This is a genomic window from Tepidimonas sp. HKU78, assembly GCF_049860815.1.
Lineage (GTDB): Bacteria > Pseudomonadota > Gammaproteobacteria > Burkholderiales > Burkholderiaceae_C > Tepidimonas.
Genome location: NZ_CP187547.1, coordinates 2,283,903 through 2,310,794, shown reverse-complemented (window position 1 = coordinate 2,310,794; position 26,892 = coordinate 2,283,903). Strand labels below are relative to the sequence as shown.

Here is a 26,892-nt window from a genome sequence, read left to right as displayed (position 1 = left end):
CCGGATTTGCATCCAGTCCGAAACTGTCTGTCAGCGCGCCCTGCGTTCATCAACGTTGCGCATGGGTTTGGAAGAGCTACCCCATCAGAGCACCGCCTCCAGCCCCTTGCGTTCGATGAGGTCGAGCAGCTTCTGCGAGGGACCGCTGGGCTTCTTGTCGCCCACTTCCCACTTGCGCACGGTCGAGACGCTGGTGTTGAGGACCGATGCCAGCACGGCCTGACTCAAGTGCAGGCGTTCGCGCAAGGCGCGCACTTTCTCAGCGTCGTATTCATGCACCGGCTCCAGGCACAGCGCGTCGTACTTGCGCATCTTGCGCTTGTCGATGAAGCCCAGGCGATGCAGGTCGCGCGCCGTTTCGTGAACGGCTTCGAGCAGGCGGCTCTTGGACTTAGGCTCGTTTGTCATGGCAAATCTCCTGCAATGTTCCGTCGGCAACGGATTCATCCAACTGGCGCGCGGGACGGGCCAGCAGATCGGCGGCCAGATCCTGCAGCGCTTCCAGTTCCTCGTCATCGATGTTGGCCCGCTCGTTTTTCTCGAAGCCGTAGACGAAGAACCAGCGATCGCCCTTGTTGGTGGCGATCAAGGTGCGCGCGCCACCACGCTTGCCGCGGCCAGCCAAGCCCACGCGCTTTTTCACCACGCCACCGCCCAGGTCGGCATCGATGAGGCCCGCGGCCATCTCCTCGACCGCTTGACACAACCCGGCGTCTGTCAGTTCGGTCTTGCGCATCCAACGAGCGAAGTGGCGCGTCTTGAAGACTCTTCTCATTAGCGAAGTATGCCACTTAGTGGCACCATGTGTCGAGAAGTTCCTTGCTCTCCGTTCAGACGGTCGGCCACGATCGAGAGCGCCCGCTGCCACCGCCGCCAGGCGGTGGTCCGGTCGCAGCCGAAGCGGGCGCAGATGTCGCGCCAGCGGTGGCGCTCGGCGCGCATCCACACGAGATGCCGTTCCTCTTCCTCCAGCCACAAGACCCAGCGCATGGTCTCGAGCATCCGCTCGATAGCCTCAGGGCTGGGCGGGAAGCGCCGGATCGCCGGTTCGGCCCCCAGCGTCTCCCAGGGCATGCGCCGGATCGCGGGCCAGGTGTTGAAGTAGCCCTGCACGCGCACGGGCGGCAGGCGGTGGGCGGTGATGGCCGCCTCCCGGAAGCGTTCGTCCACACGCTCGACGGTCCACTCAGCCATGGCGCGCCTCCCGTGCACCGTAGAGCCGCTCGCCGATTCGGCGGATCAGCTCGCGCTCCGTCCAATCGAGCCGGTCATCGTCGAGGCAGACGACGAGCAGGCGTTGCTCGCGCCAGCCGCGGCGTTTGACGGCCTCCACGTCCATCGGCTCGGGCTGCAGGCGCCCCAGCGGGCAGCGGTAGCGAGGAGTCGGGATGTCCATCTCACGCCTCCTGCGCCGCGTCGTGATGCTGGATGGCCCAGTGCAGCAGGGCCAGCGCGTCGGCTTCGTTGTCGTCGGTGGGCAGGTAGCCGCGCGCACGCACGGCCGCCATCATCTCGTCCTTGCTCGCATTGCCCTTGCCGGTGGCGTGCTTCTTGATCGTGCCCACCGGCACGCCCTGGTAGGGAATGCCGTGGTGCTCGCACCAGGCCGTGAGCGTGGCGAGGAACCCGCCGTAGGCGTGGGCCGCGTCGGTCGAGACGTGGCGGCGCACTTCCTCGAAGTACAAAAACTGAAGTTCAGAAACCGATGTCTGAATTTCAGAAATCCAACGGCCAAAGCGCAGGTAGCGCATGCCGCCGCCTTCGAAGCGCTGCGGCTTGAAGGATTGGCTGCCGCTGGTGATTCGGCCCGTGCGGTCGCGCAGCGCCCAGCCGGTGGTGGTGCCCAGGTCGAGGGCCAGAATCGTTGCTGTCATCGTTGCAGTCCTTCGTTCGTGTTCTCATGCCGGTGACCGAAGGTGACCGCCGTGGGGAATATCCCTTCCGCCCGCGCGCGCGTACGCGCGTAAAGAGACTCAATCCTTGGACGGGTCACCTTCGGTCACCGTGGGTGGTCAGTCGTCGCGGTACGGCAGTCGGGTGCCGTAGTCCTTGGGCTTGAGGGCCAGGCCCGCCAGGGCCTTGACGCCGCCGTGGATGCGCGTGCGCTCGAAGCCGCGGTTGGCCAGTTGCTGCGCGAGCCAGCGGCTCGTGCCCACGTACTCGCCGCGCCGGCCGGCCCAGTCCTGCCAGCGCTGGAACACGTCGGCCACGGCCACGCGGGCCTGCGGGTGGCGCTGGGCCTCTTCGTCCAGGAAGTCGCCGACGGCGTCCTCCTCGTCGAAGTACTCGGCGGTGGCCGACACCACGCTGGCCGGGGGCTGGAGCCCCTCGCGCTGCCAGGCCAGACACCCCTCGACCGCCCACGCGAGGATCCCGTCGCGCTCGGCCAGGAGCTTGTCGGTGAGCCCGGCGTCGCGCCGCTCGGGCGGGATGGTCACGGTGAAGGGGATCAGGTGCAGCCGGCGCTTCATCGCCTCGTCCACGTTGCGGATCGCGGGCTTGTGGTTGCCGGCGATGACCAGCTTGAACTGGGGCGTGTACTCGAAGAAGTCCTGGCGCATGAAGCGCGCCGAGACCTTGTCGCCGCCGGTGATGGCCTTGACCTTGGACTCGTTCCAGCGCCGGCCCTGCTCGGTCTCGATGGAGGAGACGAAGCGCGCCCCGCGCAGGCCCGCGAGATCGGTCGGATGCCGGTCGCCGCGCGCCTCCATGAAGGTGTCCATCGGCGCGCTGGTGGCGTAGTCGCCGAGGATCGTGGCCAAGGTGTTCACGAACACCGACTTGCCGTTGGCGCCGGTGCCGTAGAGGAAGAACAGCGCATGCGCCACCGTCGAGCCGGTGAGGCAATAGCCCACCATGCGCTGCAGGTAGGCCTGCAGGTCGGCGTCGCCGCCGGTGACTTCGGCAAGGAAGCGCCGCCAGGTCGGGCAGTCGCCGGCCGGCGTGGCGGTGGTGATCTTGGTCATGCGGTCGGCGCGGTCGTGTGCGCGCAGGCGGCCCGTCCTGAGGTCGACCACGCCGCCTGGGGTGTTGAGCAGCCAGGGATCGGCGTCCGACTCGGCGGTGGTCGCGGCGTGGCGTCGGTCTGCGCGAGCCAGGCGTTCGACGCCGCCGACGGTGCCGGAGGTGGCCAGCTTGGCCGCCAGCTTCGGGTTGTCGGCCTGGAGGGCCGCGTGTCGGCAGACACCGCGGATCAAGTCGGTGGCCGCCAGCGTCTCCTCGTTGCGCCAGCGCCGACCGTCCCACACCAACCAGCGGCCCCAGGCCGCCACGTAGCGCCAGTCGCGGTGGTAGCGCCGGGTGAAGGCCAGCGCCAGGGCATCTTCGGTACCCCACACCGATTCGTCCGCGCCGATCACCGGCTCGCCGGGGTCCGCAATGTCATGCACCTGCACACGCGGACCGTGGGCGAGGAAGGCCGCGACGTCGAAGCCCTCCATCACGGCGTCCGCCGCGTCCCAGCCGTCCGCCGCTTCCTCGGGCGGGTACAGGATGTGGCAGGTCTTCGCGCCCGCCGACAGAATCGCCTGGGCCGCCTGCACGGCGTACTCCCAGCCCGGCTTGTCGCGGTCAGGCCAGACCAAGACGGCCTTGCCCGCCAGCGGCGACCAATCGGTCTTGTCCACGGGCGCATTCGCCCCGTGCATCGCGGTGGTGGCCACGATCCCGAGCTCGATCAAGGCCTGGGCGCATTTCTCGCCCTCGACCGGCACGACCTGGGCGGCGTCCTGGATCCCCGGCTGGTTGTACAGCGGCCGCGGCGTGGGCCCCTTCGCTGGCGGCGGCGACGGCCAGGGCCGGCGCGCATACCGCGGCCCCGAGAAAGGTGCGTCGGTGCACCAACGCCGGGGGGGCGGCGGGTGCCGGGGGATGGCGCGATGTCATGGTCCTTCTCCTGCGGCAGGCACCGGGTCGGACAGCGGGGATTCATGCCGCCACCCCGATCCGTCCTCCAGCATCCCGAACGCCTCGGTCTCGATATCGAGGAAGGCCCGCTCGAAACGCGCGACGGCCGCGTAGAACCCGGCATCCGGTGCTTGCTCCATGTCGTTCAGGCACTCTGCGTACCAGGGTGCGAGGTGCCGATCGAAGAACTGGCGCTGACGCTCGAGGGGGCGCGCCGGCACGGTCCCGACACCGGTGATGAGGACCCGCATCGTCGCGCACAGCGCCGCGAGGTGGTCTTCGGGCTCGCCGACATGGCGCGCACGCGCAAGGCCCAGCGCCCGCAGGTCCGCGCGCAGGTCCGCAAGGGGCTGATCCATCATGAACCCGCTGCGGTAGACCGAGGCATAGGGATTGAGCCGCGGCGTGCCGATCGAGACGAACAAGGCGTCGAATGCGTCCGCCACTGCGCGGGCCGGGGCGCGCGCAGCCCCGCACAGCGACCGCCACGCATCAGCCAGGACGCTGCCGGCGGGGCGAAGGTCCTGCATCGAGGCCAGCGCCTGCAGCAAGGCCGCGTCGGCGGGGGCGCTCAACAGCCGCGCGGCAAGGCCGTAGCAGTCGGCCCGTCCCTGTTCGACGGGCGAAAGCGGCGGCGCGATCGGTGCCTGCGTGTGCGGCGGGGCATGGACCCCGCTGCGAAGGTCGGTGCTCGTGCGGTGCATGGGTGGCACAGCCGAGCAGATGGCGTTCCCGCTCCGCCCTCGGGGTCGCCTGTCCGCCTTGGAACTGGCCTGGCGCGGAGCCGGCGGGAGGTCGGAAAGACCTACCGTGTAGATCTTGCACGGCCGTTGTCATCGCCCGGTCATGCAAGGTTCATGGACCGGTCATGGGTCGTCTAGATAATCTGCTGCGACGTCCACCCGGAGGAAATCCATGCACGACACGGTGATCGAGGTGCGCGGCCTGCGCAAGACGTTCGGCGACTGCTGCGCGCTGAAGGACGTGGACCTGACCGTGCGGCGCGGCGAGATGGTCGCTCTGCTCGGTGCGTCGGGCTCGGGCAAGTCCACGCTGCTGCGGCACCTCTGCGGGCTGCATCGGGGAGACGAGGGCAGCGAATCGCGCGTGGTGGTACTGGGGCGCCGGGTGCAGCAGGCCGGGCGGCTCGAGCGGGACGTGCGCCGCACGCGGGCGGCCATCGCCACGATCTTCCAGCAGTTCAACCTGGTCGAACAGTTGCCCGTGATGCACAACGTGCTGGTCGGCGCGTTCAACCGCCTGCCGCTGTGGCGCACGGCGCTGAGGCGCTTTCCGGCGCACGAGCTGGAGGCGGCCTGGCTCGCCTTGCAGCGCGTGGGCATCGAACGCTGCGCGTGGCAGCGGGCCTCGACGCTGTCCGGCGGGCAGCAGCAGCGGGCGGCGATCTCGCGCGCCATCGTGCAACGGGCGCAGGTGATCCTTGCCGACGAGCCCATCGCCTCGCTCGATCCGGAGTCGAGCCGCAAGGTGATGGAGCTGCTCGCGCGACTCAACCGCGAGCAGGGCACCACGGTGGTCGTCTCGTTGCATCAGGTGGACTTCGCCTTCGCCTACTGCCCGCGCACGGTGGCCTTGCGACACGGCCAGGTCGTGTACGACGGGCCGACGGCGCAGCTGAGCCGCCAGAGGCTGATGGAGCTGTATGGCACGCAGACCGAGGAGCTGTTCTCCCACCGGGTGGGCGCGCTGCCGGGTGCCGCCCCCCAGTCCGCGGGCGCACTCCAGGCAGCCGCCTGATCCCGCCCGCATTCCACTCACCCCTTGTTCGAGGAGACGACCATGGACCGCCGCGCCTTCACCCTCACCGCCGCCGCGCTGTCGCTCGGCCTGGCCGCCAGCGCCAGCGCCAGCGCCCAGACGGGCGAGATCAGCTTCGGCATCATCTCGACGGAATCGTCCCAGAACCTCAAGCAGGCCTGGCAGCCTCTGCTGGAGGACATGAGCCGGCGCACCGGCTTGAAGATCAACGCCTTCTTCGCGCCGGACTACGCCGGGATCATCGAGGGCATGCGCTTCAACAAGGTGCACCTCGCGTGGATGGGCAACAAGTCGGCGATGGAGGCGGTCGACCGCTCCGGGGCCGAGGTGTTCGCCCAGACCATCTCGGTGGACGGCTCGATGGGTTACTACTCGCTGCTGGTCACGCACAAGGACAGTCCCCTGAACTCGCTGGAAGACGTGCTTCGCCAGCGCCAGGGGCTCACGCTGGGGTTCGGCGACCCCAATTCCACGTCGGGAACCCTGGTGCCCGGTTACTACGCCTTCCAGCAGCACAAGGTCGATCCGCTGAAGGACTTCAAGCGCGTGGTGCGGGCCAACCACGAGACGAACCTGCTCGCCGCGGCCAGCCGGCAGGTGGACGTGGCCACCAACAACAACGAGGCCATCGAGCGTCTGAAGCTGACCAACCCGGCCAAGGCCAAGGACATCAAGGTGATCTGGAAATCACCGCTGATCCCCTCCGACCCGCTGGTGTGGCGTGCGGACCTCGACCCGGCCGTCAAGGCCAGGCTGCGCGAGTTCCTGCTCGGCTACGGCAAGCAGGACGAGCGCGAGCAGGCCATCCTCAAGGTGATCGGCTTCGCCGGTTTCAAGGCATCGAGCAACGCGCAGTTGCTGCCGATCCGCCAGCTCGAACTGGCCCGCGAGCGCAACCGCGTCGAGAACGACTCGTCCCTGTCGGCCGAGGACAAGCAGAAGAAGCTGCAGGAGATCGACGCCCGCTTGGCGGAACTGCAGAAGCTGGTCGCGAGCGCCCGGTGAGCCGCCTGCAAGGCGACGGTTGCGGGCGCGGCATGGACCGCCGGACCAGGAGCTGCCAAAGATGAGCATCACGCACACGCCGCCCGTGGCCGGGGCGCGCCTTGCCGTGCCCGCGCCACCACGCGCCGGCTGGGGACGGCCGGCCTTGTGGGCGCTGTTGCTCGCGGTGCTGGCCGGGTCGTGGCAGGGGGCCGACATGCGGCCCCTCGACCTATGGAACGACTCGGGCAACATGGGCGAATACCTGCGGGGGTTCTTCCCCCCGGACTTCCGGGAGTGGAAGCACTACGCCACAGAACTGCTCGTGACCTTGCAGATCGCCGTGTGGGGAACGGCACTTGCCGTGACCTGCGCGGTGCCGCTGGGCCTGCTCGCCTCGTCCAACATCGTGCCGTGGTGGGTGTACCAGCCGGTGCGTCGCCTGCTCGACGGGTGCCGTGCGATCAACGAGATGGTGTTCGCGCTGCTCTTCGTCGTCGCCGTGGGCCTCGGCCCCTTTGCCGGCGTCCTCGCGCTGTGGGTGCATACGACCGGGACGCTGGCCAAGCTCTTCTCCGAGGCGGTGGAGGCCATCGACCCTCAGCCCGTCGAAGGTATCCGGGCCACGGGAGCCAGACCGATCGAGGAGATCCTCTACGGCGTGCTGCCGCAGGTGATGCCGCTATGGATCTCGTACTCGCTGTACCGCTTCGAGGCCAACGTGCGTTCGGCGTCGGTGGTCGGCATGGTCGGTGCCGGCGGCATCGGCATGGTGCTCTGGGACGTCATCCGAGGATTCCAGTACGGGCAGACCGCCGCCGTGCTCATCATGCTGATCGTCGCGGTGTCGCTGATAGACCTGGCGTCGTCGGCCCTGCGCAAGCGGCTCATCTGACATCCGATCGGAGGCCACCATGCCTTCCCACTCCATCATCGAGCGCATCGACAAGCTGTACCGGCTTCACGGCCAGCGGCTCTACGGCGGTGTGCAGGCGGAGGCGGTGACCGCGCTGGAGCATGCGCTGCAATGCGCGCAGCTGGCCGAGTGGGCCCACGCGGACGACAGTCTCGTTGCTGCGGCCTTGCTGCATGACGTCGGGCACCTGCTGGCGGGAGGCCACACGCCCGACGGCGAGGACGACCAGCACGAGATGCTGGCGTCCGCGTGGCTGTCGCAGGCCTTCGACGCCGACGTGGTCGAACCGATCCGCCTGCACGTGCAGGCCAAGCGTTACCTCTGTACCCGCGACACCGCATACCACGACAGCCTCTCGCCCGCCTCCCGGCATACGCTCGTGTTGCAGGGAGGGCCGATGAGCGAGGCCGAGGCCCAGGCCTTCGAGACCCTGCCGCACGCCGACGCGGCGGTCAAGCTGCGCCGCTGGGACGACCTGGCGAAAGTTCCGGGCCGGCCCACCCCGTCCCTGGACTACTACCTGGTCGTGCTGGCCCGTCTGGTGCAGGACGAGGTCTTGGGCGGAGGCTGGTCCACCGCGGACGGACTGAGCGCGCTTTGACCCGCGCCCTTCAGGCCACGCGCACACCCGCCCGCCAGACCCAGCGCACGACGGGGTGGTCGTGCACCTCGCGTGCACGCACGAGGTCGGCTCGCAAGCCAGGCGCGATCTCTCCCCTGTCCACGAGGCCCGATGCCCGCGCGGGGTTGCGGCTGACGGTGTTGATCGCCTCGCTGAGCGTGTGGCCGCCTTCGCGATGCAGCTTCCATGCGGCGGTCAGCAGGCTCGCGGGCACGTAGTCGGAGGACAGCGCGTCGAGGACGCCGGCACGGGCCAGATCCAGTGCCGCCACGTTGCCGGAATGCGAGCCTCCGCGCACGACGTTCGGCGCCCCGGCGATCGTCGCCAGTCCCCGCGACTTGGCATGGCGCGCCGCCTCCAGCGTCGTCGGGAACTCGCTCATCGACGCGCCCAGCGCGACCGCCTCTTCCACGTGCTCGACCGTGGTGTCGTCGTGGGTGGCGAGCGCGACGCCACGCTGCCGCGCGAACTCGGCGAACCAGCGGCGGTTCGGCGCCGCGTGTCGCGTCTGGCGTTCCGGCGCCGCCCGCAGCTCGGCCTCGAACTTCTCGGCGCTCCAACCCTTCTTGCCGGTGTAGTAGATGCGGGCGTGCTCCACGTCGCTCCACTGGCGCTGGCCGGGGGTGTGGTCCATCAGCGAAATGAGCCTGAGCCGGGGGTGGGCGGCGAAGGGCTCGAACAGTTCGCGCGCGTTGGGTGCAGGCAGCTCGCAACGCACGTGGATCAGGTGTTCGGCGCGCAGGGCGCCCGCCGTCTCTAGCCGGTCGAGCACCCCGAGCAGCTCGCCCTGGTCGCGGGCACGGAAACCCTCGTCGTAGGGGTCGCCGACGCCGATCGCATCGAACACGGTCGTGATGCCGGCCGCCGCGACCTCGGCGTCGTGCGATTGCACTGCCGGCTGTACGGGGAAGTACACGCGCGGGCGAGGCATCATATGACGTTCGAGGTTGTCGGTGTGCAGTTCCACCAGGCCCGGCAGCAGGTAATCGCCTTCCAGGTCCACCGCACCGGGCACGCAGGTCGTGCCGCTGTCGATCGCGTCGATGCGTCCGTCGCGCACCCGTACCGTGCCCGAGATCACCTCGTGCGCGAGCACGACGCGGGCATGCGTGAGCACCAGTTCGGTCATGGGGTTCCTCGAGGTTCGGCAGGCCGGTCCAGGCCCATCATAGGGTGAGGGTGCGCGTGGCGACGCGGTCGCGCACGTCCTCGTCGTGGAAGATGCCGACGATGGCCGCGCCGCGCTCGCGCGCCTGGCGGATCAGGTCCACCACCACCTCCCGGTTCGCTGCATCGAGCGAGGCGGTGGGCTCGTCCAGCAGCAGCACCGGGGTCGGCTTGACGAAGCCGCGGGCGATGTTGACGCGCTGCTGCTCGCCGCCGGAGAAGGTGGAGGGCGCCAGTGTCCACAGGGCGCGGGGCACGCGCAAACGCTCCAGGAGCGCGGCGGCACGGGCGCGTGCGTTCTCCACGTGCTCGTCGTAGCGGGGATCGTCCACGTCGGCCGCGTCGCCCAGCACCAGGCCTTCCAGCAGGCGCTCGGCCACGACGTCCAGTGCGGGCACCCTGGGCACCGCGCGCAGGAACTGGCTCACGTAGCTGACCGTCGATCTGCGCAACGCCAGCACTTCCTGCGGTGTGGCGCGGGCAAGGTCGAGGTAGCGCGGCGCGTTCCCATCCACGCGCACCGCCACGCGTGCGCCGGCACGGCCGTCGTCCTCGCAGCCGTAGTTGCCGTAGAGGCACTTGAGCAGCGTGGACTTGCCGCGTCCCGATGCGCCGACCAGCGCGACGCATTCACCGGCATGGACCTGCAGTGACACGTTCTCGAGGACGTCGAGACGCCGACCGCCCTGCAGATGCAGGGTGAAGCGCTTGCTCAGGCCCTGCACGTCGATCACCGGCCAGGCGTGCGTTTCGATCTTCATGTCCGCTCCTTCAGGGCACGACCACCGACGACACCAGCAGCTGCGTGTACTCGTGCTGGGGGTCGTCGAGGACGCGGTCCGTCAGGCCGTGCTCGACGATACGGCCCTGCTTCATCACGACGATGCGATGGGCGAGCAGACGCGCCACGCCCAGGTCGTGCGTGACGATGATGGCGGCCAGGTGCATGCGCGCGACCAGCAGCCGGATGAGGTCGAGCAGGCGGGCCTGCACCGACACGTCCAGGCCGGACGTCGGCTCGTCCATGAGCACGAGACGCGGTCGCGTCACCAGATTGCGGGCGATCTGCAGCCGCTGCCGCATGCCGCCGGAGAAGTCGCGCGGCAGGTCGTCGAGCCGGCCCGCGTCCAGTTCGACGCGCCGCATCCAATGTTCGGCCTCGGCGCGCAGGTGCCCGTAGTGGCGCACACCCAGCCCCATCAACCGCTCGCCGATGTTGGCCCCAGCGCTCACGCCCATGCGCAGGCCCAGGTGCGCCTGCTGGTGCACGTAGCCCCACTCGGTGCGCGCGAGGAGCCGCCGCTGGGCTTCGCCGAGGGCGTGTACGTCGAGCCATCGGCCGTCGCGCGCCCGGTAGCGCACCTGGCCCTCGTCCGGGCGCTGCAGGCCGGCGATGCACGACAGCAGGGTGGACTTGCCCGAACCCGACTCGCCCACCACCGCCAGCACCTCGCCCGGGTGCAGCTCGAGGTGTGCATCGCGTACCGCCCAGTGGCGGTCGTACCGTCGGCCCAGCGCTCGCACCTGCAGCAAGGGCTCGGTGGCGCAAGGGCTGTCACCGTGCATCGATCGTCACCTTGAAGCTGTAGCCGTGGCGCTCGAAGCCCAGGCCCTCGTAGAAGGCATGGGCGGCGGTGCGCGACTGGTTGGACGACAGCGCCAGCTTGTAGCAGCCGGCGGCGCGCGCCTGATCGAGGGCATGCTCCATCATCCGGCGCCCGATGCCCAGCCCCTGTGCATCCGGATGGACGGCAACGTCCTCGACCAGGGCGGAGGGCGAGCAGCGGTGGCCGAGGTTGGGCAGCACGATCATCGCGTAGGTGCCGACCGCCTGGTCCGCCGTCTCGGCGATCCACAGGTGGTAGTTGGGATAGCGTTGCATCGTCTCGAAGGTGGCACGGGCCTGCCCCTCGTCGTTGGTGCCCGGGGCGTCGAGCCCTGAGGCCTCGTACAGGGCCAGGATGCGCGGCACATCGTCGACGGTCGCGATGCGCAGGCGGATGTCAGTCGCGGTCATGGGCGGCCTCCCTTCGTTCGCGGCACCAGTCGGTGTCCGAGCAGGCCCACAGGCGCTCGCCATGGGCCAGGACCATCTCGTCCAGGTAGCTCGTCGTGCAGCCGCACAGCGCGCAGGCATGGCCCTGCGGCTCCACCCGGAATGGATGGTCCTCGAAATCCAGGCTCTCGACCCTCGTGTAGGGTGGCACCGCGTAGATGCGCTTCTCGCGCCCAGCGCCGAAGAGCTGCAGGGCCGGCATCATGTGCATCTTCGGGTTGTCGAACTTGGGGATGGGCGAGGGCGCCATCACGTAGCGGCCGTTGACCAGCACCGGGTAGTCGTAGGTGGTGTCGATGCGTCCCCATTGCGCGATGTCCTCGTACAGCTTGACGTTCATCAGCCCGTACTCGCGGTGGGCGTGCAGCTTGAGCGTCTCGGCGCGGCGGGGCTCGAGGCGGTAGAGCGGCTCCGGCTGCGGCACCTGGTAGACCAGGATCTGGCGTTCAGTGAGCGGCGCCTCGGGAATGCGGTGGCGCGTCTGGATCAGCGTCGCCTCCCGCGTGCGCTCGGTGGTGCGCACGCCCGTCGTGCGGGCAAAGAAGTGGCGGATGTTCACCGCATTGGTCGTGTCGTCCGAGCCCTGGTCGATGACCTTGAGCACGTCGTCGCGTCCGATGACGGCGGCCGTGACCTGGATGCCCCCGGTGCCCCAGCCGTAGGCCAAGGGCATCTCTCGCGAGCCGAAAGGCACCTGGTGGCCGGGGATGGCGACCGCCTTGAGGATCGCACGGCGGATCATGCGCTTGGTGCCCTCGTCGAGATAGGCGAAGTTGTAGCCGGCAGCCGGCGGGGCGAGTGGCGGTCGGGCGTTCATGCGGTCGGCTCGATGGCAGGGGTCGGGCCCGCAGCAGGCGCGGGGGCGTCGGCGGCAGCGCAGGCAGGCGAGCGGGTCTCGGGGGCTCGCGCGCGCAGTCCGCGCACCAGCTGCAGTTCGCTTTCGAAGGTCACGTAGTGAGGCAGCTTGAGGTGCTGCACGAAGCCCGAGGCTTCGATGCTGTCCGAGTGCGAAAGCGCGAACTCCTGGTCCTGCGCCGGGCTGGTGAGCTCCTCGCCGAACTCGTCGGCGCGCATGACCCGGTCCACCAGCGACATCGCCATGGCCTTGCGCTCGCTGCGACCGAACACGAGGCCGTATCCGCGCGTGAACTGGGGAGGCTGCTCGGCACTGCCGGTGAACTGGTTGATCATCTGGCACTCGGTCAGCACGACCTCGCCCAGCTCGATCGGAAAGCCCAGCTCGTCGGGCGTGAACTCCACCGCCACCGCCCCGACGCGGATCTCGCCCGCGAAGGGGTGGGTGTGCGCATAGCCGCGCTGCGTCGAATAGGCCATGCCCAGCACCCAGCCTTCGTCGCCGCGGGCGAGCATCTGCAGCCGCCCTGCACGGGGCATGGGGTAGGCCGGCGGCTCGCGGGTGATGTCGGGAGGCTGCGGATCGCCGTCGCTCGGTGTGAGCGGCTCCACCAGGCCTTCCGCGGCGAGGGCCTCGAGGGCGCATGGCATGGCCTCGGACAGGGGCTCCCCGGCGGCCACGGCGATCTTCTCGCCGTGCGTGGGCGGTGCCTGGTCGGACGCGCGGAGCAGATCGAAGTCCAGCAAACGTTGCGTGTAGTCGAAGGTGGCTCCCAGCAACTGCCCGCCAGGCAGGTCCTTGAAGATCGCCGAGACGCGGCGGCTGGCGCGCATGCGTTCGGTGTCCAGCGGCTCGCCGTAGCCGAACCTGGGCAGGGTGGTCCGGTAGGCCCGCAGCAGGAACACCGCCTCGACCACGTCGCCCTGCGACTGCTTGAGGGCCAGTGCGGCCAGCTCGCGGTCGTACAAAGAGGCCTCGCCCATCACGCGATCCACCAGCAGCCCGAACTGAGATTCGATCTGCGCGACCTCGATCTCCTGCTGCGCCGGATCGCCCCGGCGGGCGGCGGCGAGCAACCTGCGTGAAGCTTCGATCGCGGACTCGCCACCCTTGACTGCGATGTACATCTCAGCGGCTCCTTTGCACCACGGTCGAGCGCGGCACCGCCGCGATCTGCCCGCCGCAGGTGAAGATGATGTCCACGCCCCGAGGAAAACCCGCTTGCAGTTCCTCGCGCGCCCGCCAGAAGGCCAGGCTCAGCCCCCCCACCGCCAGCCACCTGGCGTGGCGAACTCCCGGGCCCGAGAGCCGCACCCACGGCGTGGGGTCCGCGTCCTCGGGGTGCGCCGGTGGCGCTGCGGCCGCCGCGTCCTCCTCGATCGAGACGATGGAGGGCGCCTCGACGACCAAAGTGGCGCCTTCCTGCGGCGCCTCGTCGCTGCCGCGAGGTAGGCCGAGCAGCAGGGCCTCGGCCGCCGCGTGCGCGGGCGCGAGCGCGTACTGTGACTCCTCGGCACGAGGTACCACCCGCATGCCGGTGTGGAAACGACCGAACGCGAGCACGCCCTCGAGCACTTGCGACGGCGCGAACGCGGGACTCAGCCAGACGGCGGTGTCTGCATCGGCCACGGTGAGCAGTATGGCGGAGGTCGCCACGCCCAGGCCGATCGGATGCGCCAGTCCGTCGCGCGTGCCGGCGTCCAGAGCCTGGAGGCAGCCGGGCCGTGCCATCGCTTCGAGCAGGCAGCGGAAGGTGGTCTGGCTGCCGTGCACCGGATCGGCGAAGCCGCGCGGCAGCGCGGCCGGCGCGCTGGTGCTCCCCGCGTGGGCCGACGCAGAATGGGTGGTCAGGGCGGCGATCATCAGCTGACCTCCGGATGCAGGGTGAAGAACTCGACGCGGCTGGGCGCGACCGCGGCTCGCTCGCGTGCATGGCGCTCGGCGGTCTGCGCCTGCAGGGGTGCGATCACCTGCCGCCACACGTCCGCCTGCCAGGCGGGCTGCTGCAGGCAGGCGTCCACGCAGGCGATCCAGTGCGCCCTTTCGGCGTCCCGGCCGAGGACGTATCCCACGCCCACGCTGGCGTGTCCGTCCGGCCCGCAGAGCGTGAGGGCGCAGCGCGTGACGGTCGCCTCGCCGAGGTTGAAGCGGTCGCCCGTGTTGCCGATGCGGCCGCGCAGCATCACGAGGCCGTTTTCCGGCGGGCGCAACCACTGCCCAGGGTGACGCCTTGCCAACGGCGCGGCGTGGCGCTCGAGCGCCTCGCGGCTGGAGCGCGCCAGCACCGACAACCATTGGCGGCGCGCCTTGGCGTCGCAGCGAAGAACGGGGGACGGGGAGGGCTCTGACATGGATCGGTCATCTAGACGACTCTATGATGTCGCCCAGTGTGCAAGCCATCGATGACAGTTTGTTGAAGCTCGATCCTCCTGCGACCCGCATGCTCCACGACCCAGCCCTGACCCTTGCGGCCGACACCGAGCCGTCCCTGCCGCGCTGGCAGCAGATCGCCCAGGCCCTGCGCGACGACATCGTGGCGGGCCGTTTCCTGCCCGGCGAGCGCATGCCCAACGAACTCGTCCTGGCCGAGCGCTTCGGCGTCAACCGCCACACCCTGCGCCAGGCGGTCAAGGCCCTGGCCGACAGCGGCTTCGTGCGTGTCCTGCACGGGCGCGGCACCTTCGTGCGCGAACTGGTGCTGGACTACGCCTTGCAGCGGCGCACCCGGCTCACGCAGAACTTGGCCGAGTCCGGCGAGCGCGCGCAGCGCGAGCTGCGCCATGCCGAGGTCGTGGCGGCCGGCACGTGGGCAGCGCCGCTGCGTCTGCAAGCGCGCGAGAAGGTCGAGGTGCTGCACACGCGGGCCATCGTGCGCGGGCGGGTGATTGGCGTCAGCGTCAGTGCCTTCCCGTGGCGCCGCTTCGAAGGCGTCGCCGCCGCCTTCGCGCAGACGGGCTCGGTGACCGCTTCCCTGCGGCGCTATGGCGTGAGCGACTACACCCGCGCGCGCAGCGTCGTCTCATGCCGCATGCCGACCGCCGACGAGGCCGACGCACTGGCGCGCCCGACCTCGGCCCCTGTGCTGGTCGTGGACTACGTCAACGTCGACGCGCAGGGCGTGCCGGTGGAGGCGGGCACGACGCTGTTCGCCTCGGACGCGGTGCAACTGAGCGTGAGCCCGGAGGACTTCCATGCGGATTGAGTCCGCGCACCGTCTGGCCGTGTACTACGCGCCGCCTGCGGACCATCCCCTGTGGGATGCCGGCTGCACTTGGCTGGGTCGCGATGCGGCGCAGCCGCAGCGGGCCTTGGTGCCGGTGTGCGCGTGGGCCGCGGCGCCCCGGCGCTACGGTTTCCACGCCACGCTCAAGCCCCCGTGCCGGCTGCGGGAGCCGGCGCGGGCCTCCGCCTTCGTGGAGGCCGTCGCGCAGCTGGCGTCCACCGTCGAGCCCTTCGAGATGCCGCCGCTCGATGTGGGCTGGTTGGGCGACTTCATGGCCTTGCGTCCCCGCGAGCCCTTCGACGGCGCGCACCCGATCGTCGCGCTCGCCCGGCGCTGCGTGATCGACCTCGATCCGTGGCGTGCGCCGCCCTCCGAGAGCGAGTTGCGCCGGCGCGAGCGGGGGTTGACGCAGCGGCAACAGACGCTGCTCCAACGCTACGGCTACCCCTACGTGCTGGACGAGTGGCGGTTCCACATGACGCTGACGGACGGCCTCGCTCCTTTGCCTGCCTGGCGTGATGAACTCACCGTCCGCGCACGGCGGCACTTCGCCGCCGCACTGGCCCGACCGCTGCATTGCACGGACCTTGCGATCTTTGCGGAGCCGGCCGCAGGCGAGCCTTTCGTGCTGGTGCAGCGTTGTCCGCTGGGGACGCGATGAGCGAACGCCCGCAGCTCACGGCGCGAGGCGCGGGCCGGGACGCCACCCCGATGCCGGCCCTGGGCGACGGCGAACGCCTGCTGTACGTGATGGGGCCTTCGGGGGCCGGCAAGGACAGCGTGCTGGCGGCCGCACTTGCCATCCTGCGGCGCGAAGAGCCGCTGCGGCTGGCGCGGCGCACGGTGGCCCGGCCGCACGGTGGCGCGAGCGCGGCAGACGAGACGGTCAGCCTGCCGGAGATGCGGCGGTGGCTGTCCGAAGGTGAGTTCGCGTTGCACTGGGAAGCCCATGGCTGCCTCTATGGCATCCGCTGGGCGGCGCTGGAGCCGTGGCTCGCAGGGGACTGGGTCCTCATCAACGGCTCGCGGGCGCATTGGCTGCGTTGGGGCCCCCAGGTGCCGGCCGCGCACAGCATCTGCATCACCGCGCCCGAGCACGTGTTGCGCGAGCGGCTGCTGCGCCGGGGCCGGGACAGCGGGTCGCAGGTCGAGGCGCGCATGGCCCGCTATCGCGAGTTCGAGGGGCTGCCCGCGGACCTGGTGCTGCGCAACGAGGGCGACGTGGCCCGCACCGCCCAGGCCTTGGTCGCCTGGTGGCGCGGCCTCCTGGACGGCAAGACCGGGCGGGCAGCGAGGGCTCGCTCGGCTGCGTAAGATGCCCGCATGCAGCGGTTGCTCATCGTCCTTGGCGTGCTTCTCGTCCTGGCCGGGCTCGCGTGGCCGTGGATCTCCCGCCTGCCGTGGGGCCGGCTGCCCGGCGACCTTTCGGCCAGCGAACCAGGCGCTTTGGCGCTCGTGGCGGAATGCGCAGGCAAACCCCTTGCGTGAGTAGCCCAGTGTGGCCACAAAGAGGAACACCCGTACCGACTCGCCGCCGATCATCACGCGCGTCTGCCCAAAGTCGATCTGCATTTGCTCACCCGGCGCGGTCTCGAAGCGGATCGTCGCACGGCGACTCGCTTCGAGTTCCTGGCGGAACCCTCGGCACGCGCGCTCGACCGTGCGCAGGCTCGTGTCGATCCCAAGCTCCTTGCTCAACTGCTGACGCACCACGTCGCAGTTACCCCGGTGCTGCAGGTAGCGCTCCCGCAGCCATGCTTCATGACCGACCAAAACGCCGGTGCGCTGTGGCCGCTTATACGGCACCGGCCCACCCGCGTTCAGATACCGCCGCACCGTGTTGCGCGCGACGCCCAACGTCCTGGCGATCCGCTTCGCGCCCCACCCCGACTGCCCCAAGCGAACGATCGTCGTGATCGCTTCCGGCTCCAACATCTCCTGCACTCCGCAAACCACACGGCGCACAGGATCTACCTCAATGTGCTTCGTTTCCAACGATGGCCTCCTTGCGAACGAGGGGGTCAGTTCCTCGTGTCGCTAGGGGGTCAATTTACGGTGTCGCCTGACACCTAGGGAAACGCTGATCAAGTTGCAGCAGGGGTAGCGATGCGGGCTGTACGGGCTTGGGCGGCACGATTTTGCTCGCTCTGGCGGCCCCTGCGGGCCCGTTTTCGGGCCACCTGGCCCGCATTGGGCGCACTATGGGCGCACCAACGCCGGCACGCGCCGCGCGGCCATATACAGATTGACCATCGCTAGCGCCGTGAAGACGCGGTTGGCGTTCTTGGCGAGTCCGCGGTAGCGCACCTTGACGAACCCCCACAGGCGCTTGAGCACGTGAAACGGGTGCTCCACGCGCGCCCGAGCGCGGCTCTTGGTGCGGTTGCGCAGCCGCTCGGCCTCGTCCTGCCCGTCGGGCTTGCGCACGCGCCGGTTGGTGAAGTCGCGCGCCTGGGGTGCTGCCGCCTTGATGATGTCGCGGCAGCCCTGGTAGCCGCGGTCGCCGTAGACGCGCTTTTCCGCACCGTGCAGCAGATCGGGCAAGGCATGCTTGTCATGCACGTTGGCACTGGTGACCACGGCGCTGTGCACCAGCCCGGTCTTGCTGTCGGCACCCACGTGCACTTTCATGCCGAAGTACCACTGCTTGCCCTTGCGCGTCTGCTTCATCTCGGCGTCGCGCTGCTGCTCGGCGTTCTTGGTCGAGCTCGGCGCGGCGATGATGGTGGCGTCCACGATCGTGCCCGCGCTCAGGCGAAGCCCTCGCTCCTGCAGGATGCGACCCACCTCGGCGAAGATGGCCTGACCCAGATGGTGACGCTCCAGCAGGTGGCGGAACTTGAGAATCGTGGTCGCATCGGGCACCGGCTCGCGCCCCAGGTCGATGCCGGCGAAGGCGCGCAGCGCCGCCGAGTCGTACAGCGCTTCCTCGCACGCGGCGTCAGCCAGGTTGAACCAGTGCTGCAGCAGGTGGATGCGCAGCATGCGCTCCAGCCCGATGGGCGGGCGGCCGTTGCCGGGCTTGGGGTAGTGCGGCTCGATCAGCGCCACCAGCCGCGCCCACGGCACGATCGTCTGCATCTGGGCCAGGAATGCGTCGCGGCGCGTAGGCTTACGAAAGCGCTCGAATCCCGCCGACGCATCGGCCGCCGCTGCCAAGGTCATCTGCTTCATCGTCATCCTCGCATCCCGCGTCGACACCTTCAACGCACGCAACTACGATACGGTGGACTTGATCAGCGTTTCCCTAGGGTGAACGACGGACTCCCGCCGGGGCTGGCCTACCCCAACCGGCTGCACCCGGTGGAGGGCCATCTTCTTGCACCCACAAGCCCGACCGAAGGGCGATGGCGAGTGCAGGGCGATGCTGGGACGGTAGAGGTCCCCATCGAGTCCTCTGCATGCCGTGCACGCCGCCCGCCAGCCCGGTTCCTTACCCGGCTTGGCCAGCCGGCTCCACTACGAACGCCACCGACCGGAGCAGACCACGCTGTACCGCCTGGTCCAGCAGCATGCGGCCAGCTTCATCGCCCACACCGAGGCCAGCACGGACGCCGAGTTGCCGCGGTTCATCAAGGACGAGTTCGACGCCTTCCTCGAGTGCGGCATCCTGGCGCATGGATTCCTGCGGCTACGCTGCGGCGAGTGCGGCCACGACAAGCTGCTGGCCTTCAGCTGCAAGCGCCGGGGATTCTGCCCCTCTTGCGGCGCCCGGCGCATGTCGCAGACCGCTGCGCACCTGGTCGACCACGTCATCCCGCACGTGCCGGTGCGGCAATGGGTGCTGTCGCTGCCGATCCCGCTGCGCGTGCTGCTGGCCGCGCAGCCGGAACTGGTCACGCCGGTGCTGCAGGTGGTGCAGCGCGTGGTCACGCGACATCTGCTGCGGCAGGCGGGGCTCAAGGCTGACGAAGGTCACGGCGGCGCCGTCACGCTGATCCAGCGCTTTGGCTCGGCCGCCAACCTCAACATCCACCTGCACTGTCTGGTACTGGACGGGGTGTACTGCTGCGACGCCGATGGTTCGCCGGCCTTCATTGAGGCGGATGCGCCCACCGACGACGAATTGCACGCGCTGCTGCAGACCGTCATCGCCCGGCTGATGAAGATGCTCACGCGCCGGGGCGTGCTGGTCGAAGACATGGGCCAGACCTACCTGGCCGAGCCGGATGCCGACGGCGAGGAGGCGCGCACGCTGCGGCCGCTGCAGGCCGCGGCCATCACCTACCGAATCGCCTTCGGGCCGCGCGCCGGGCAGAAGGTGCTGACCCTGAGAGGCGCGATGCCGCGCGAGGACTGGGCCCGCCAGCCGCTGTGCGCCGACATCGACGGATTGAGCCTGCACGCCGCGGTGCGGGTCGAAGCCCATGACCGCAAGCGGCTGGAGCAGCTGTGCCGCTACATCACCCGGCCGGCGCTTTCCGACGAACGGGTGCAGGTCAATGCCGCCGGGCAGGTCGAGCTGAAGCTGAAGACACCGTGGCGCGACGGCACGACGCATCTGGTCTTGAGCCCGCTGGAGTTCATGCAGCGGCTGGCGGCGCTGGTGCCGCGGCCGCGGCTGCACCTCATCAGGTTCCACGGCGTGCTGGCGCCGAACGCCAAGCTGCGGGCGCTGGTGGTGCCGCAAGGCCCGCCAGCGCAAGCACAGGTGGCAACCGAGGCCGCCGCCGCCGAGTGCGAAGTCCAGACCGTCCAGGTCCGGCCGCACCACATCAGCTGGGCGCGGCTGCTCAAGCGCGTGTTCGACATCGACATGCAGCACTGCCCGAACTGCGGCGCCGGGGAACTGAAGATCATCGCGGCCATCCTGGAGCGAGCGGTCGTCGAGAAGATCCTCAGCCATCTGGGGCTGGATCCGCAGCCGCCACCCCGGGGACGGGCGCGCGAGGCAGGGCAAGACTGAAGCTGCCTGAGCCGCGCCGGCCGTCACAAACACCTCGCCCCAGGCCCTCAGGCTGCCCTGCCAGCGGCAGCCAGGATGGCGCTGCGCCGCATGCCGGGGCGATGCCCACGGACTCAGGGTCAACCCTGATACCAAGGCCCAGCGAGCCCCGAGCGATCCGTCAGGGGCCAGGCCGAATCACGACAAGACGATGTCGCAGCCGTCAGTTCCAAGCCATCCAGGCCGGTATCGGCCGGCCACCCATGCATCAGTCGGGCTTTCCAGAGGCCAGAGGCAGGCCAGAGGCCGTTTGAAATTCCTATGCGCCGCGCGCGGCGTGGTGCCGATCACCCCGGCTTGATCAGCGGGGCACTCACCGCGTGACGATCGGGAACACCCCCGTCGGCTTGTCCAGCAATCCGAAGAAGCGCCCCAGCGCCAGGCGGCTGCCATCGATGCTCGTTTCATTCGAGGTCAGCAGCGCCATCGCGCCGGCCTGGCCCGTGACCATGCGGATGAAGAAGGGGTGCGTGACCGTGAGCGTGGCGTCGGCATCGGCCACCGGCTTGGCGGGGTCGATGGCCTCGTGGCGCAGCACGCCGTTGGCCACGCGCAGCACGTAGGCCTGCTTCAGGTCAGAGAAGACCATCTTGATCGTCAGCTTGCCGTCGCCCGCTTTCTCGGCGTTCAGCGAGGCGGCCATCGATTCCAGAAAACGCTCGATGGGCGTGTGCTGCAGCAGGTCGGCAAACGCCACGCGCGACTGCGCCTGCGTGGGCGGGCCGTCGCGCAGCTCCAGCGCGCCGCTGAGGTACACGTTGCGCCACGACGCCGACTCGGCCAGGTAGCCCAGTTGCTCGAAGCTGCGCGCCAGCAGCTCGCGCGAGGCGGTGTCCTTCGGGTCGGCATAAACGGCATGCTTGAGCAGCTCGGCCGACCAACGGAAGTCGCCCGCGTCAAAGGCCTTCTGCGCGGCGGCGCGCAGCGCATCGGCCCCGCCGGCCAGCGCCACGTAGCGCTTGGCCGCTTCAACCGGCGGCAGCGGGTCCAGGTTGGCCGGGTGAGCGTCGTACCAGCCCAGGTAGTACTGGTACACGGCCTTGACGTTGTGCTTGACGGTGCCGTAGTAGCCGCGCACCGCGAAGTCTTGCTGCAAGGCGGTTGGCATCTTCAGGGTCTCGGCGATTTCAGGCGCGGTCAGGCCCGCGTTCATGCCGCGCACCGTCTGGTCGTGGATGAACTGGTAGGCGTCGCGCTGGTGCTCGATGAAGCGGCGGATGCGCTCGGCGCCCCACACCGGCCAGTGGTGCTGGGTGAAGACCACCTCGCTGCCTTGCACCTGCGCCAGCGCCTCGTTCAGGTAGCCGGCCCAGCGCGTGGCGTCGCGCACCTTGGCGCCGCGCAGCGTGTAGAGGTTGTGCAGCGTGTGGCCCATCAGCTCTGCGCCGCAGTAGGCCTTCAGGTCAGGCAAGGCGAAGGTGAACTCCGAAGGCGCCTCGCTGCCCGGCACGTTGAAGAACACGAAGCGCACGCCGTCGATCACGTGCTCTTCCCTGGGCTTGTGCACCAGCAGCGTGGGCGGCAGGATGCCGACGCGCCCGAACGGCACGGCCTTGCCCAGGCCGTTGTCGACCACGCCGGTGGCGTTGGCCGGCAGGCGGCTGCCGTACATGTACATGGCGCGGCGGGCCATGGCCGTGCCCATCAGCACGTTCTCTCTGGTGGCCTCTTCCATGAAGCCGGCCGGCGCCACGATGGGCACGTTGCGGGCCTTGGCCTCCTCGGCCGAGATCACGCCCAGCACGCCACCGAAGTGGTCGACGTGGCTGTGCGTGTAGATCACCGCCGAGACCTGCTGCGCGCCCAGGTGCTGGCGCGCGAAGGCCAACGCCGCCGCAGCGGTTTCGCGCGAGGTGCCGGTGTCGACCACGATCCAGCCCGTCTGGCCCTGGATCAGCGTGATGTTGGAGAGGTCGAAGCCGCGCAGCTGCCAGATGCCTTCGCGCACCTTGAAAAGCCCCGTCTGGTTGTTGAGCCGGGCCTGGCGCCACAGGCTGGGGTTGACACTGTCCGGCGCAGCCTCGGCCTGCAGGAAGGCAAAAGCGTCGTAGTCCCAGATGACCTGGCCGGCTTCGTTGCGCACCTGGCCGCTGGGGGCCGCGATGAAGCCGCGTCGGGCGTCGTCGAAGTCGCTGGCGTCGGCGTGTCGGAGCTGCTGCGCCACCTCGGCTTGCGCGCGCTGCACAGCCGGGTGCACCGGGCCAGTCGATGAGATGGATGCCGTACCGGAGGTGGTGTCGGAGGAGCTGCAGCCAGCCGTGATCAAGCAAAGGCCAGCGAGCAAGCTGACGGGCAGGGTGCAGGATCGAAGCGCCATGTATGTCTCCAAAGATGTGACGAGTCAGTCGGCATCCTGGGTCATGCTCAATCATGTGTCAAATGCATGGCGGTGTCAAGCACCAAGTGCAACGGTGGAATCACTGAAGGGAGCTGCTGGCTTGGGTGAGCTTCTGCAGCATGGCCTGGTAGACGGCGATCGGAGGGTAGAAGCCGTGGATGGCACGCGGGCGGTTGTTGAGCCGGTCGGCGATCGCATCAAGCTCCTCCTGGCTGTAGACCGACAGGTCCGTGCCCTTGGGCAGGTACTGGCGCAGCAGGCCGTTGATATTCTCGCAACTGCCCCGCTGCCACGGACTGCGCGGGTCGCAGAAGTAGACCCGGATGCCGGTGGCCTCAGACAGCTCCGGGTGGCGCGCCATTTCCTTGCCGCGGTCGTAGGTCAGGGTCTTGCGCATCGGCTTGGGCATCTTGCGCAGCTTGGCGGTGAAGCCCTCCAGGGCCGAGGCTGCGGTGGCGTCCTTGAGTTTGGCCAGCATCACCAGACGCGAGCTGCGCTCCACCAACACGCCCACCGCCGAGCGGTTGGCCGCCCCTTTGAGGAGGTCGCCTTCCCAGTGCCCAGGAAAGGCCCGATCGTTGGCCTCGGGCGGACGCAGGTGGATGCTGACGGCCTCGGGCAGCTGACCGCGCCGGTCCTGACCTCGAGACCGGGGCATACGCTTGGCCTGCGCACGCCGCAGGCAGGCGATGAGCTCCTTGCGCAGCTCACCGCGCGGCATCGCGTAGATGCAGTTGTAGATGGTCTCGTGCGAGACGCGGCGATCCAGATCGTCGGGCCACATGCGCCTCAAGTGTGCCGGCAATCTGAGACGGCGACCAGCCCTCCAGCAGGAAGTGATGCACCACGCCGAAGAGCACCCCATCCTGGCGCAGCTTGGGGCGGCGGCGCTTGAGCCGCATCACGCAGGCGCGCGCACCAGCCGCGCGCGCATCGTAGGTGCCGCTGCTCGCCGGCACGAAGGCCAAGCGCTGCGGCCAGTCCAGCGCTCGCCGGATCTCGCGCGTCACCGTCGACGGCGAGCGTTGCAGCGTGCGGGCAATGCTGCGAGCCGAGCAGCCCTGCTGCAGCATGATCATGATGGTGGCGCGCTCTTCGGCGCTCAGGTGCTGGTAGTGGGTTCCCATGGGTCGGCGGCAGGGTCAGGTGCAAGGAAGATCAGGGGTGTTGCACTTGATTATTGACTCCGCCCATTATTCTCATTCTATTGATGAGTGGAGTGCATCGTGATTGATCTCAAACGCCTGCGCCACCTCACCGCGTTGGTTCAGCATGGCAATTTCCATCGCGCGGCGGAGGCCTTGCATCTGACCCAGCCAGCCTTGTCGAGAAGCATCCAGGCGCTAGAGGCTCACGTCGGTGCGCCGCTGCTGATGCGTCACCGCACAGGGGTGGAGCCCACTGAACTGGGGCGGCTGATGCTGCGCCATGCCAGCGAGCTTGAGTGCCAGGTCCGCGACCTCGACCGCGAGCTGCGCCTGGCCAAAGGCCTGGCGCTGGGGGAGCTGAGGGTGGGCGTGGGCCCCTGGGGGGGCTCGGTGCTGGTCGGCCCGGTGGTGGGTCGGCTGAATGCGCAGCACCCGGGTCTGCAACTCAAGCTCGTGCTCGCCCCCTGGCGGGAGCTGCCCGAGCGCGCCCGCGCCCGCGAAGTCGACGTGGTGCTCGGTGAACTGCGCGAGATCGAGCAGCTGCCCGATTTCGAATGCGCGCCCCTGAGCACGCATGCGGTGTGTGTCGTCGCCCGGGCCGACCACCCGTTGACGCGTCGGCCCCGGCTGCGTGCCGCCGACCTGTTCGACTGGCCCCTGGCCGGACCCCACCTGCCCGACGACGCCTTGCAGACACTGCTGGCCCTGGCGCAGACCGCAGGGGTGCCGGCCGAGCGCCTGCGGCCCGGTTTGCTGGGCGTGACCTGCGACAGCTCGGGCATCCTGCGCGCGGTGCTGCAGCAAAGCGATGCCTTGTCCTTCATGCCGCGTTTCATGGTTGACGAGGACCTGCGTTCAGGTCGGCTGGTGAGCCTGCCCATTCCCGGCTTGACGCCGACCGTGCGGTTTGGCGCGGCCTGGTTGCGGGGGCGGGTGCTGGGCGGGGCCGGCGAGAAATTCGTGGCCTTGCTGCACGCGCACGATGAGGCCTTGCAAGGGGCCTCGGCCTGGGCTCACTCGTCGCCTTGACCGATGGCGCCACCGAAGGCGCGGGTGAACGCCGCCCCGAAGGCCTCGGTGCCGCTCAACGACAGGCTCACCGTCACCCAGTTGCTCTCTTGGCTGACCTGCAGGTCGTGGCACCAGCTCGCGCCGTCGTCGAGGTCGCCCGGGCCATCCGGGAAACGCCGCTCGGCCCAGGCCAGCACCGCCTGCGCCTCGGCGTGCACCTCGGCGTGGCGCTCGGCCGAGGTCGACGCCAGGGCGTCGAAGGTGTGCACGCCGTCCGTGTCGGTGCTGGCGTCGAAACTCAGGAAGGCGAGGTCGGGCGGGGGAGCAGGCATGGGGCGAATTTGTACCACCCCGTGGCCCACCTGCCCTCAATTTGCCGCCAGCCTGGGCCGATATCCACCCATGGCTTCTGAACCGACCCCCACCCCCTCTGCCGAGCCCGCTGCGCCGGCCGCCCCGGTTTTGCTCGATCCGGCCGTCAAGCGCGGTTGGTTGCGCGCCACGCGCGTGACCGTGGTGCTGACCGTGGTGTTCTGTCTGCTCCTGACGGGCTTGCGCTGGCTGGACGCACAACGACAGGCCCGAGCGGTGGGCGCTGCCGTGGTCAACCTGGTCGATGCCGCCCAGGGTGTGACGTCTGTCACGCAACCGGTGGTCGCCGCCGCCGTCGAGCCGCAGGTGTCGGTGCAGTCGGTGGCCCATTGCCCTGCCAACACCCCGGGGCAGTGCGAAACGCTTTTTGCCCGCGACGGCGCCACGGCCTGCGCGACGGGCTTCAGCCTGACCACCCTGTGCACAGCCGTGCCTTCGCTTTCGCGACCGGAAGACGCCGTTCGGGTGGGCTTTGCCTTGGGGGCCACCTGGCTGGCCGCGGCCGAGCAGGCCGTTGCCTGTCTGGTGCTCATGGTCGGGGTGTTGCTGGCCTTTGCCCGGGTGCGCACCTCGCGGGCCTCGTCGGCCACCAGCCAGGCGTCGGCGCCGGCCGAGGGCGCCGCCCCAGGGGGAGGGCCCAAGTCCAACGAGCGCGATGCGCTCACGGGCCTGCTCAACCGTGTGGCCTTCGAGGCCGCCCTCAAGCGCCACAACGAGGCCGAGAACCTCAGCGCCCTTGAAGTCGATGGCTGCCTGATGTACTTCGACCTCGACCGCTTCAAGCTCATCAACGACACCTATGGCCACATCGCCGGCGACACCGTGCTGCGCACCGTCTCGCAACGCCTGCGCTACACCCTGGGTGGCGGGGTGCTGATCGGTCGCCTGGGGGGTGACGAGTTCGCCGCCCTGATCACCGATGTGTCCTCGAAGGGCAACATCGAAACCATCTGCCGCGTGCTCATCGAGCAGGTCTCCAAGCCCATTCCCATCGACGATGTCAAGGAATGGGTGGGCCTGAGCATCGGGGCCTACATGATCAAGCGAGGCACGCTGACGGTGGGCGAGATGCTGCACCGCGCCGACCTGGCCATGTACGAGGCCAAGCGCGCCGGCCGCGGGAGGCTGGTGTTCTATCACGAGTCCATGGAAGACTCGGCCCGCAGCCGCGCCCAGATCCAGGGTGAGCTCAAGCAGGCCATCGATGCACGCCAGTTCTTCCTGGTCTACCAGCCGCAGTTCGACGGCAAGGACCAGATCCGTGGTGTGGAAGCCATGGTGCGCTGGCGTCACCCGGTGCGTGGCCTGATCCCGCCGGATGAGTTCATGTCGATCGCCGAACAGAGCGGCCTCATCGTGCCGCTGGGCAAGCACGTCATCGGCCTGGTCTGTGAAGACCTCGTGAACCTGCGCAAGGAGGGCCTGGTGCTGCCTTACGTCAGCCTCGACGTCTCGATGCGGCAACTGGCCGACAAGGCCCTGGTCGAGGACCTGCAGGAAACCTTGCAACGCCACGGCCTCACCGCCGCCGACCTCGAGTTCGAGGTGACCGAAGGCACGACCATGGTC

General features: G+C 69.3%; 27 protein-coding genes and 3 pseudogenes. 11 read left to right on the top strand and 19 right to left on the bottom strand.

Going from position 1 to position 26,892, the window contains the following annotated elements:
- Window positions 1–84: 84 nt before the first annotated feature.
- The 7 genes and pseudogenes from ACPYIS_RS11425 to ACPYIS_RS11395 all read right to left on the bottom strand — a co-directional run bounded on the left by ACPYIS_RS11425 (window position 85) and on the right by ACPYIS_RS11395 (window position 4,610).
- Window positions 85–408 (bottom strand): helix-turn-helix domain-containing protein, encoded by a 324-nt coding sequence (locus ACPYIS_RS11425; protein ID WP_055424142.1) that lies wholly within the window; start codon window positions 406–408, stop codon window positions 85–87.
- On the bottom strand, window positions 392–775 hold the full coding sequence (locus ACPYIS_RS11420; protein ID WP_072756620.1) for a type II toxin-antitoxin system RelE/ParE family toxin: 384 nt from the start codon (window positions 773–775) through the stop codon (window positions 392–394). Before ACPYIS_RS11420 ends, ACPYIS_RS11425 begins: the two co-directional genes overlap by 17 nt.
- Window positions 775–1,194 carry a DUF6362 family protein gene (locus tag ACPYIS_RS11415; RefSeq protein WP_424859148.1) on the bottom strand — a complete coding sequence of 140 codons (420 nt, stop codon included), beginning with the start codon at window positions 1,192–1,194 and terminating at the stop codon, window positions 775–777. Before ACPYIS_RS11415 ends, ACPYIS_RS11420 begins: the two co-directional genes overlap by 1 nt.
- Window positions 1,187–1,396, bottom strand: coding sequence for a hypothetical protein (locus tag ACPYIS_RS11410; RefSeq protein WP_241925296.1), 210 nt, complete (start codon window positions 1,394–1,396; stop codon window positions 1,187–1,189). The genes ACPYIS_RS11415 and ACPYIS_RS11410 overlap by 8 nt, the downstream gene beginning before the upstream one ends.
- Before the next feature lies 1 nt (window position 1,397).
- Window positions 1,398–1,874 (bottom strand): crossover junction endodeoxyribonuclease RuvC, encoded by a 477-nt coding sequence (locus ACPYIS_RS11405; protein WP_424859149.1) that lies wholly within the window; start codon window positions 1,872–1,874, stop codon window positions 1,398–1,400.
- A 138-nt stretch (window positions 1,875–2,012) separates the two neighbouring features.
- Window positions 2,013–3,800 (bottom strand): annotated as a pseudogene (locus tag ACPYIS_RS11400) (phage/plasmid primase, P4 family); the annotation flags it as partial.
- Window positions 3,801–3,881: 81 nt separating this feature from the next.
- Window positions 3,882–4,610, bottom strand: coding sequence for a TorD/DmsD family molecular chaperone (locus ACPYIS_RS11395; protein WP_424859150.1), 729 nt, complete (start codon window positions 4,608–4,610; stop codon window positions 3,882–3,884).
- 211 nt (window positions 4,611–4,821) lie between these two features.
- On the opposite strand from ACPYIS_RS11395, the gene phnC reads away from it, so the two are divergent.
- From phnC to ACPYIS_RS11375, 4 genes are all read left to right on the top strand, one after another.
- Window positions 4,822–5,664: a phosphonate ABC transporter ATP-binding protein gene (gene phnC, locus ACPYIS_RS11390; RefSeq protein WP_424859151.1), complete on the top strand. Its 843-nt coding sequence runs from the start codon at window positions 4,822–4,824 to the stop codon at window positions 5,662–5,664.
- A gap of 42 nt (window positions 5,665–5,706) precedes the next feature.
- Window positions 5,707–6,690, top strand: coding sequence for a phosphonate ABC transporter substrate-binding protein (gene phnD / locus ACPYIS_RS11385; protein WP_424859152.1), 984 nt, complete (start codon window positions 5,707–5,709; stop codon window positions 6,688–6,690).
- 61 nt (window positions 6,691–6,751) lie between these two features.
- Window positions 6,752–7,564, top strand: coding sequence for a phosphonate ABC transporter, permease protein PhnE (phnE, locus tag ACPYIS_RS11380; RefSeq protein WP_424859153.1), 813 nt, complete (start codon window positions 6,752–6,754; stop codon window positions 7,562–7,564).
- A 19-nt stretch (window positions 7,565–7,583) separates the two neighbouring features.
- Window positions 7,584–8,186 carry a phosphonate degradation HD-domain oxygenase gene (locus ACPYIS_RS11375; RefSeq protein WP_424859154.1) on the top strand — a complete coding sequence of 201 codons (603 nt, stop codon included), beginning with the start codon at window positions 7,584–7,586 and terminating at the stop codon, window positions 8,184–8,186.
- 10 nt (window positions 8,187–8,196) lie between these two features.
- On the opposite strand, the gene ACPYIS_RS11370 is transcribed toward ACPYIS_RS11375, so the two are convergent.
- Genes ACPYIS_RS11370 through phnG form a run of 8 tightly spaced genes read right to left on the bottom strand, consistent with a single transcriptional unit; the run spans window position 8,197 to window position 14,637 of the window.
- The gene (locus tag ACPYIS_RS11370) at window positions 8,197–9,336 is read right to left on the bottom strand and encodes an alpha-D-ribose 1-methylphosphonate 5-triphosphate diphosphatase (RefSeq protein ID WP_424859155.1); all 1,140 of its coding nucleotides are present in this window, start codon (window positions 9,334–9,336) and stop codon (window positions 8,197–8,199) included.
- A gap of 37 nt (window positions 9,337–9,373) precedes the next feature.
- Entirely contained in the window at window positions 9,374–10,135 is a 762-nt protein-coding gene (gene phnL / locus ACPYIS_RS11365) for a phosphonate C-P lyase system protein PhnL (protein ID WP_424859156.1), read from the bottom strand.
- A gap of 10 nt (window positions 10,136–10,145) precedes the next feature.
- Window positions 10,146–10,940, bottom strand: a complete 795-nt coding sequence (phnK, locus tag ACPYIS_RS11360; RefSeq protein WP_424859157.1) for a phosphonate C-P lyase system protein PhnK — start codon at window positions 10,938–10,940, stop codon at window positions 10,146–10,148.
- Window positions 10,930–11,391 carry a GNAT family N-acetyltransferase gene (locus ACPYIS_RS11355; protein WP_264892049.1) on the bottom strand — a complete coding sequence of 154 codons (462 nt, stop codon included), beginning with the start codon at window positions 11,389–11,391 and terminating at the stop codon, window positions 10,930–10,932. The genes phnK and ACPYIS_RS11355 overlap by 11 nt, the downstream gene beginning before the upstream one ends.
- Window positions 11,378–12,247, bottom strand: coding sequence for an alpha-D-ribose 1-methylphosphonate 5-phosphate C-P-lyase PhnJ (locus tag ACPYIS_RS11350; protein ID WP_424859158.1), 870 nt, complete (start codon window positions 12,245–12,247; stop codon window positions 11,378–11,380). The genes ACPYIS_RS11355 and ACPYIS_RS11350 overlap by 14 nt, the downstream gene beginning before the upstream one ends.
- Complete coding sequence (locus ACPYIS_RS11345) at window positions 12,244–13,413, bottom strand: carbon-phosphorus lyase complex subunit PhnI (RefSeq protein WP_424859159.1); 1,170 nt, start codon at window positions 13,411–13,413, stop codon at window positions 12,244–12,246. The genes ACPYIS_RS11350 and ACPYIS_RS11345 overlap by 4 nt, the downstream gene beginning before the upstream one ends.
- A gap of 1 nt (window position 13,414) precedes the next feature.
- Window positions 13,415–14,149, bottom strand: a complete 735-nt coding sequence (gene phnH / locus ACPYIS_RS11340) for a phosphonate C-P lyase system protein PhnH (protein WP_424859160.1) — start codon at window positions 14,147–14,149, stop codon at window positions 13,415–13,417.
- On the bottom strand, window positions 14,149–14,637 hold the full coding sequence (phnG, locus tag ACPYIS_RS11335; protein WP_424859161.1) for a phosphonate C-P lyase system protein PhnG: 489 nt from the start codon (window positions 14,635–14,637) through the stop codon (window positions 14,149–14,151). The genes phnH and phnG overlap by 1 nt, the downstream gene beginning before the upstream one ends.
- Before the next feature lie 23 nt (window positions 14,638–14,660).
- On the opposite strand from phnG, the gene phnF reads away from it, so the two are divergent.
- From phnF to ACPYIS_RS11315, 4 genes are read left to right on the top strand one after another with little or no spacing between them, the layout of a single operon-like run.
- Window positions 14,661–15,488, top strand: a complete 828-nt coding sequence (phnF, locus tag ACPYIS_RS11330) for a phosphonate metabolism transcriptional regulator PhnF (protein WP_424859162.1) — start codon at window positions 14,661–14,663, stop codon at window positions 15,486–15,488.
- Window positions 15,478–16,170: a DUF1045 domain-containing protein gene (locus tag ACPYIS_RS11325; RefSeq protein ID WP_424859163.1), complete on the top strand. Its 693-nt coding sequence runs from the start codon at window positions 15,478–15,480 to the stop codon at window positions 16,168–16,170. Before phnF ends, ACPYIS_RS11325 begins: the two co-directional genes overlap by 11 nt.
- On the top strand, window positions 16,167–16,823 hold the full coding sequence (locus ACPYIS_RS11320; protein WP_424859164.1) for a phosphonate metabolism protein/1,5-bisphosphokinase (PRPP-forming) PhnN: 657 nt from the start codon (window positions 16,167–16,169) through the stop codon (window positions 16,821–16,823). Before ACPYIS_RS11325 ends, ACPYIS_RS11320 begins: the two co-directional genes overlap by 4 nt.
- Before the next feature lie 9 nt (window positions 16,824–16,832).
- Window positions 16,833–16,997, top strand: a complete 165-nt coding sequence (locus tag ACPYIS_RS11315; RefSeq protein WP_424859165.1) for a DUF2905 family protein — start codon at window positions 16,833–16,835, stop codon at window positions 16,995–16,997.
- Between the two features lie 711 nt (window positions 16,998–17,708).
- Here the strand turns inward: ACPYIS_RS11315 and ACPYIS_RS11310 are convergent.
- Window positions 17,709–18,683, bottom strand: a complete 975-nt coding sequence (locus tag ACPYIS_RS11310) for an IS5 family transposase (protein ID WP_424859166.1) — start codon at window positions 18,681–18,683, stop codon at window positions 17,709–17,711.
- Window positions 18,684–18,951: 268 nt separating this feature from the next.
- On the opposite strand from ACPYIS_RS11310, the gene ACPYIS_RS11305 reads away from it, so the two are divergent.
- Window positions 18,952–20,415: a transposase gene (locus ACPYIS_RS11305; protein WP_425973594.1), complete on the top strand. Its 1,464-nt coding sequence runs from the start codon at window positions 18,952–18,954 to the stop codon at window positions 20,413–20,415.
- Between the two features lie 352 nt (window positions 20,416–20,767).
- On the opposite strand, the gene ACPYIS_RS11300 is transcribed toward ACPYIS_RS11305, so the two are convergent.
- Both ACPYIS_RS11300 and ACPYIS_RS11295 read right to left on the bottom strand, forming a co-directional pair.
- Window positions 20,768–22,771: an alkyl/aryl-sulfatase gene (locus ACPYIS_RS11300; protein ID WP_425973592.1), complete on the bottom strand. Its 2,004-nt coding sequence runs from the start codon at window positions 22,769–22,771 to the stop codon at window positions 20,768–20,770.
- 100 nt (window positions 22,772–22,871) lie between these two features.
- A pseudogene (locus ACPYIS_RS11295) lies at window positions 22,872–23,919 on the bottom strand (IS30 family transposase).
- Window positions 23,920–24,018: 99 nt separating this feature from the next.
- On the opposite strand from ACPYIS_RS11295, the gene ACPYIS_RS11290 reads away from it, so the two are divergent.
- A complete protein-coding gene (locus ACPYIS_RS11290) occupies window positions 24,019–24,969 on the top strand; it encodes a LysR family transcriptional regulator (RefSeq protein WP_424859169.1) in 951 nt (316 codons plus the stop codon).
- On the opposite strand, the gene ACPYIS_RS11285 is transcribed toward ACPYIS_RS11290, so the two are convergent.
- Window positions 24,954–25,283: a hypothetical protein gene (locus tag ACPYIS_RS11285; RefSeq protein WP_424859170.1), complete on the bottom strand. Its 330-nt coding sequence runs from the start codon at window positions 25,281–25,283 to the stop codon at window positions 24,954–24,956. The two genes, ACPYIS_RS11290 and ACPYIS_RS11285, sit on opposite strands and share 16 nt — an antisense overlap.
- On the opposite strand from ACPYIS_RS11285, the pseudogene ACPYIS_RS11280 reads away from it, so the two are divergent.
- Window positions 25,282–26,874 (top strand): annotated as a pseudogene (locus tag ACPYIS_RS11280) (putative bifunctional diguanylate cyclase/phosphodiesterase); the annotation flags it as partial. The gene ACPYIS_RS11285 and the pseudogene ACPYIS_RS11280 overlap by 2 nt on opposite strands.
- Window positions 26,875–26,892: the final 18 nt, after the last annotated feature.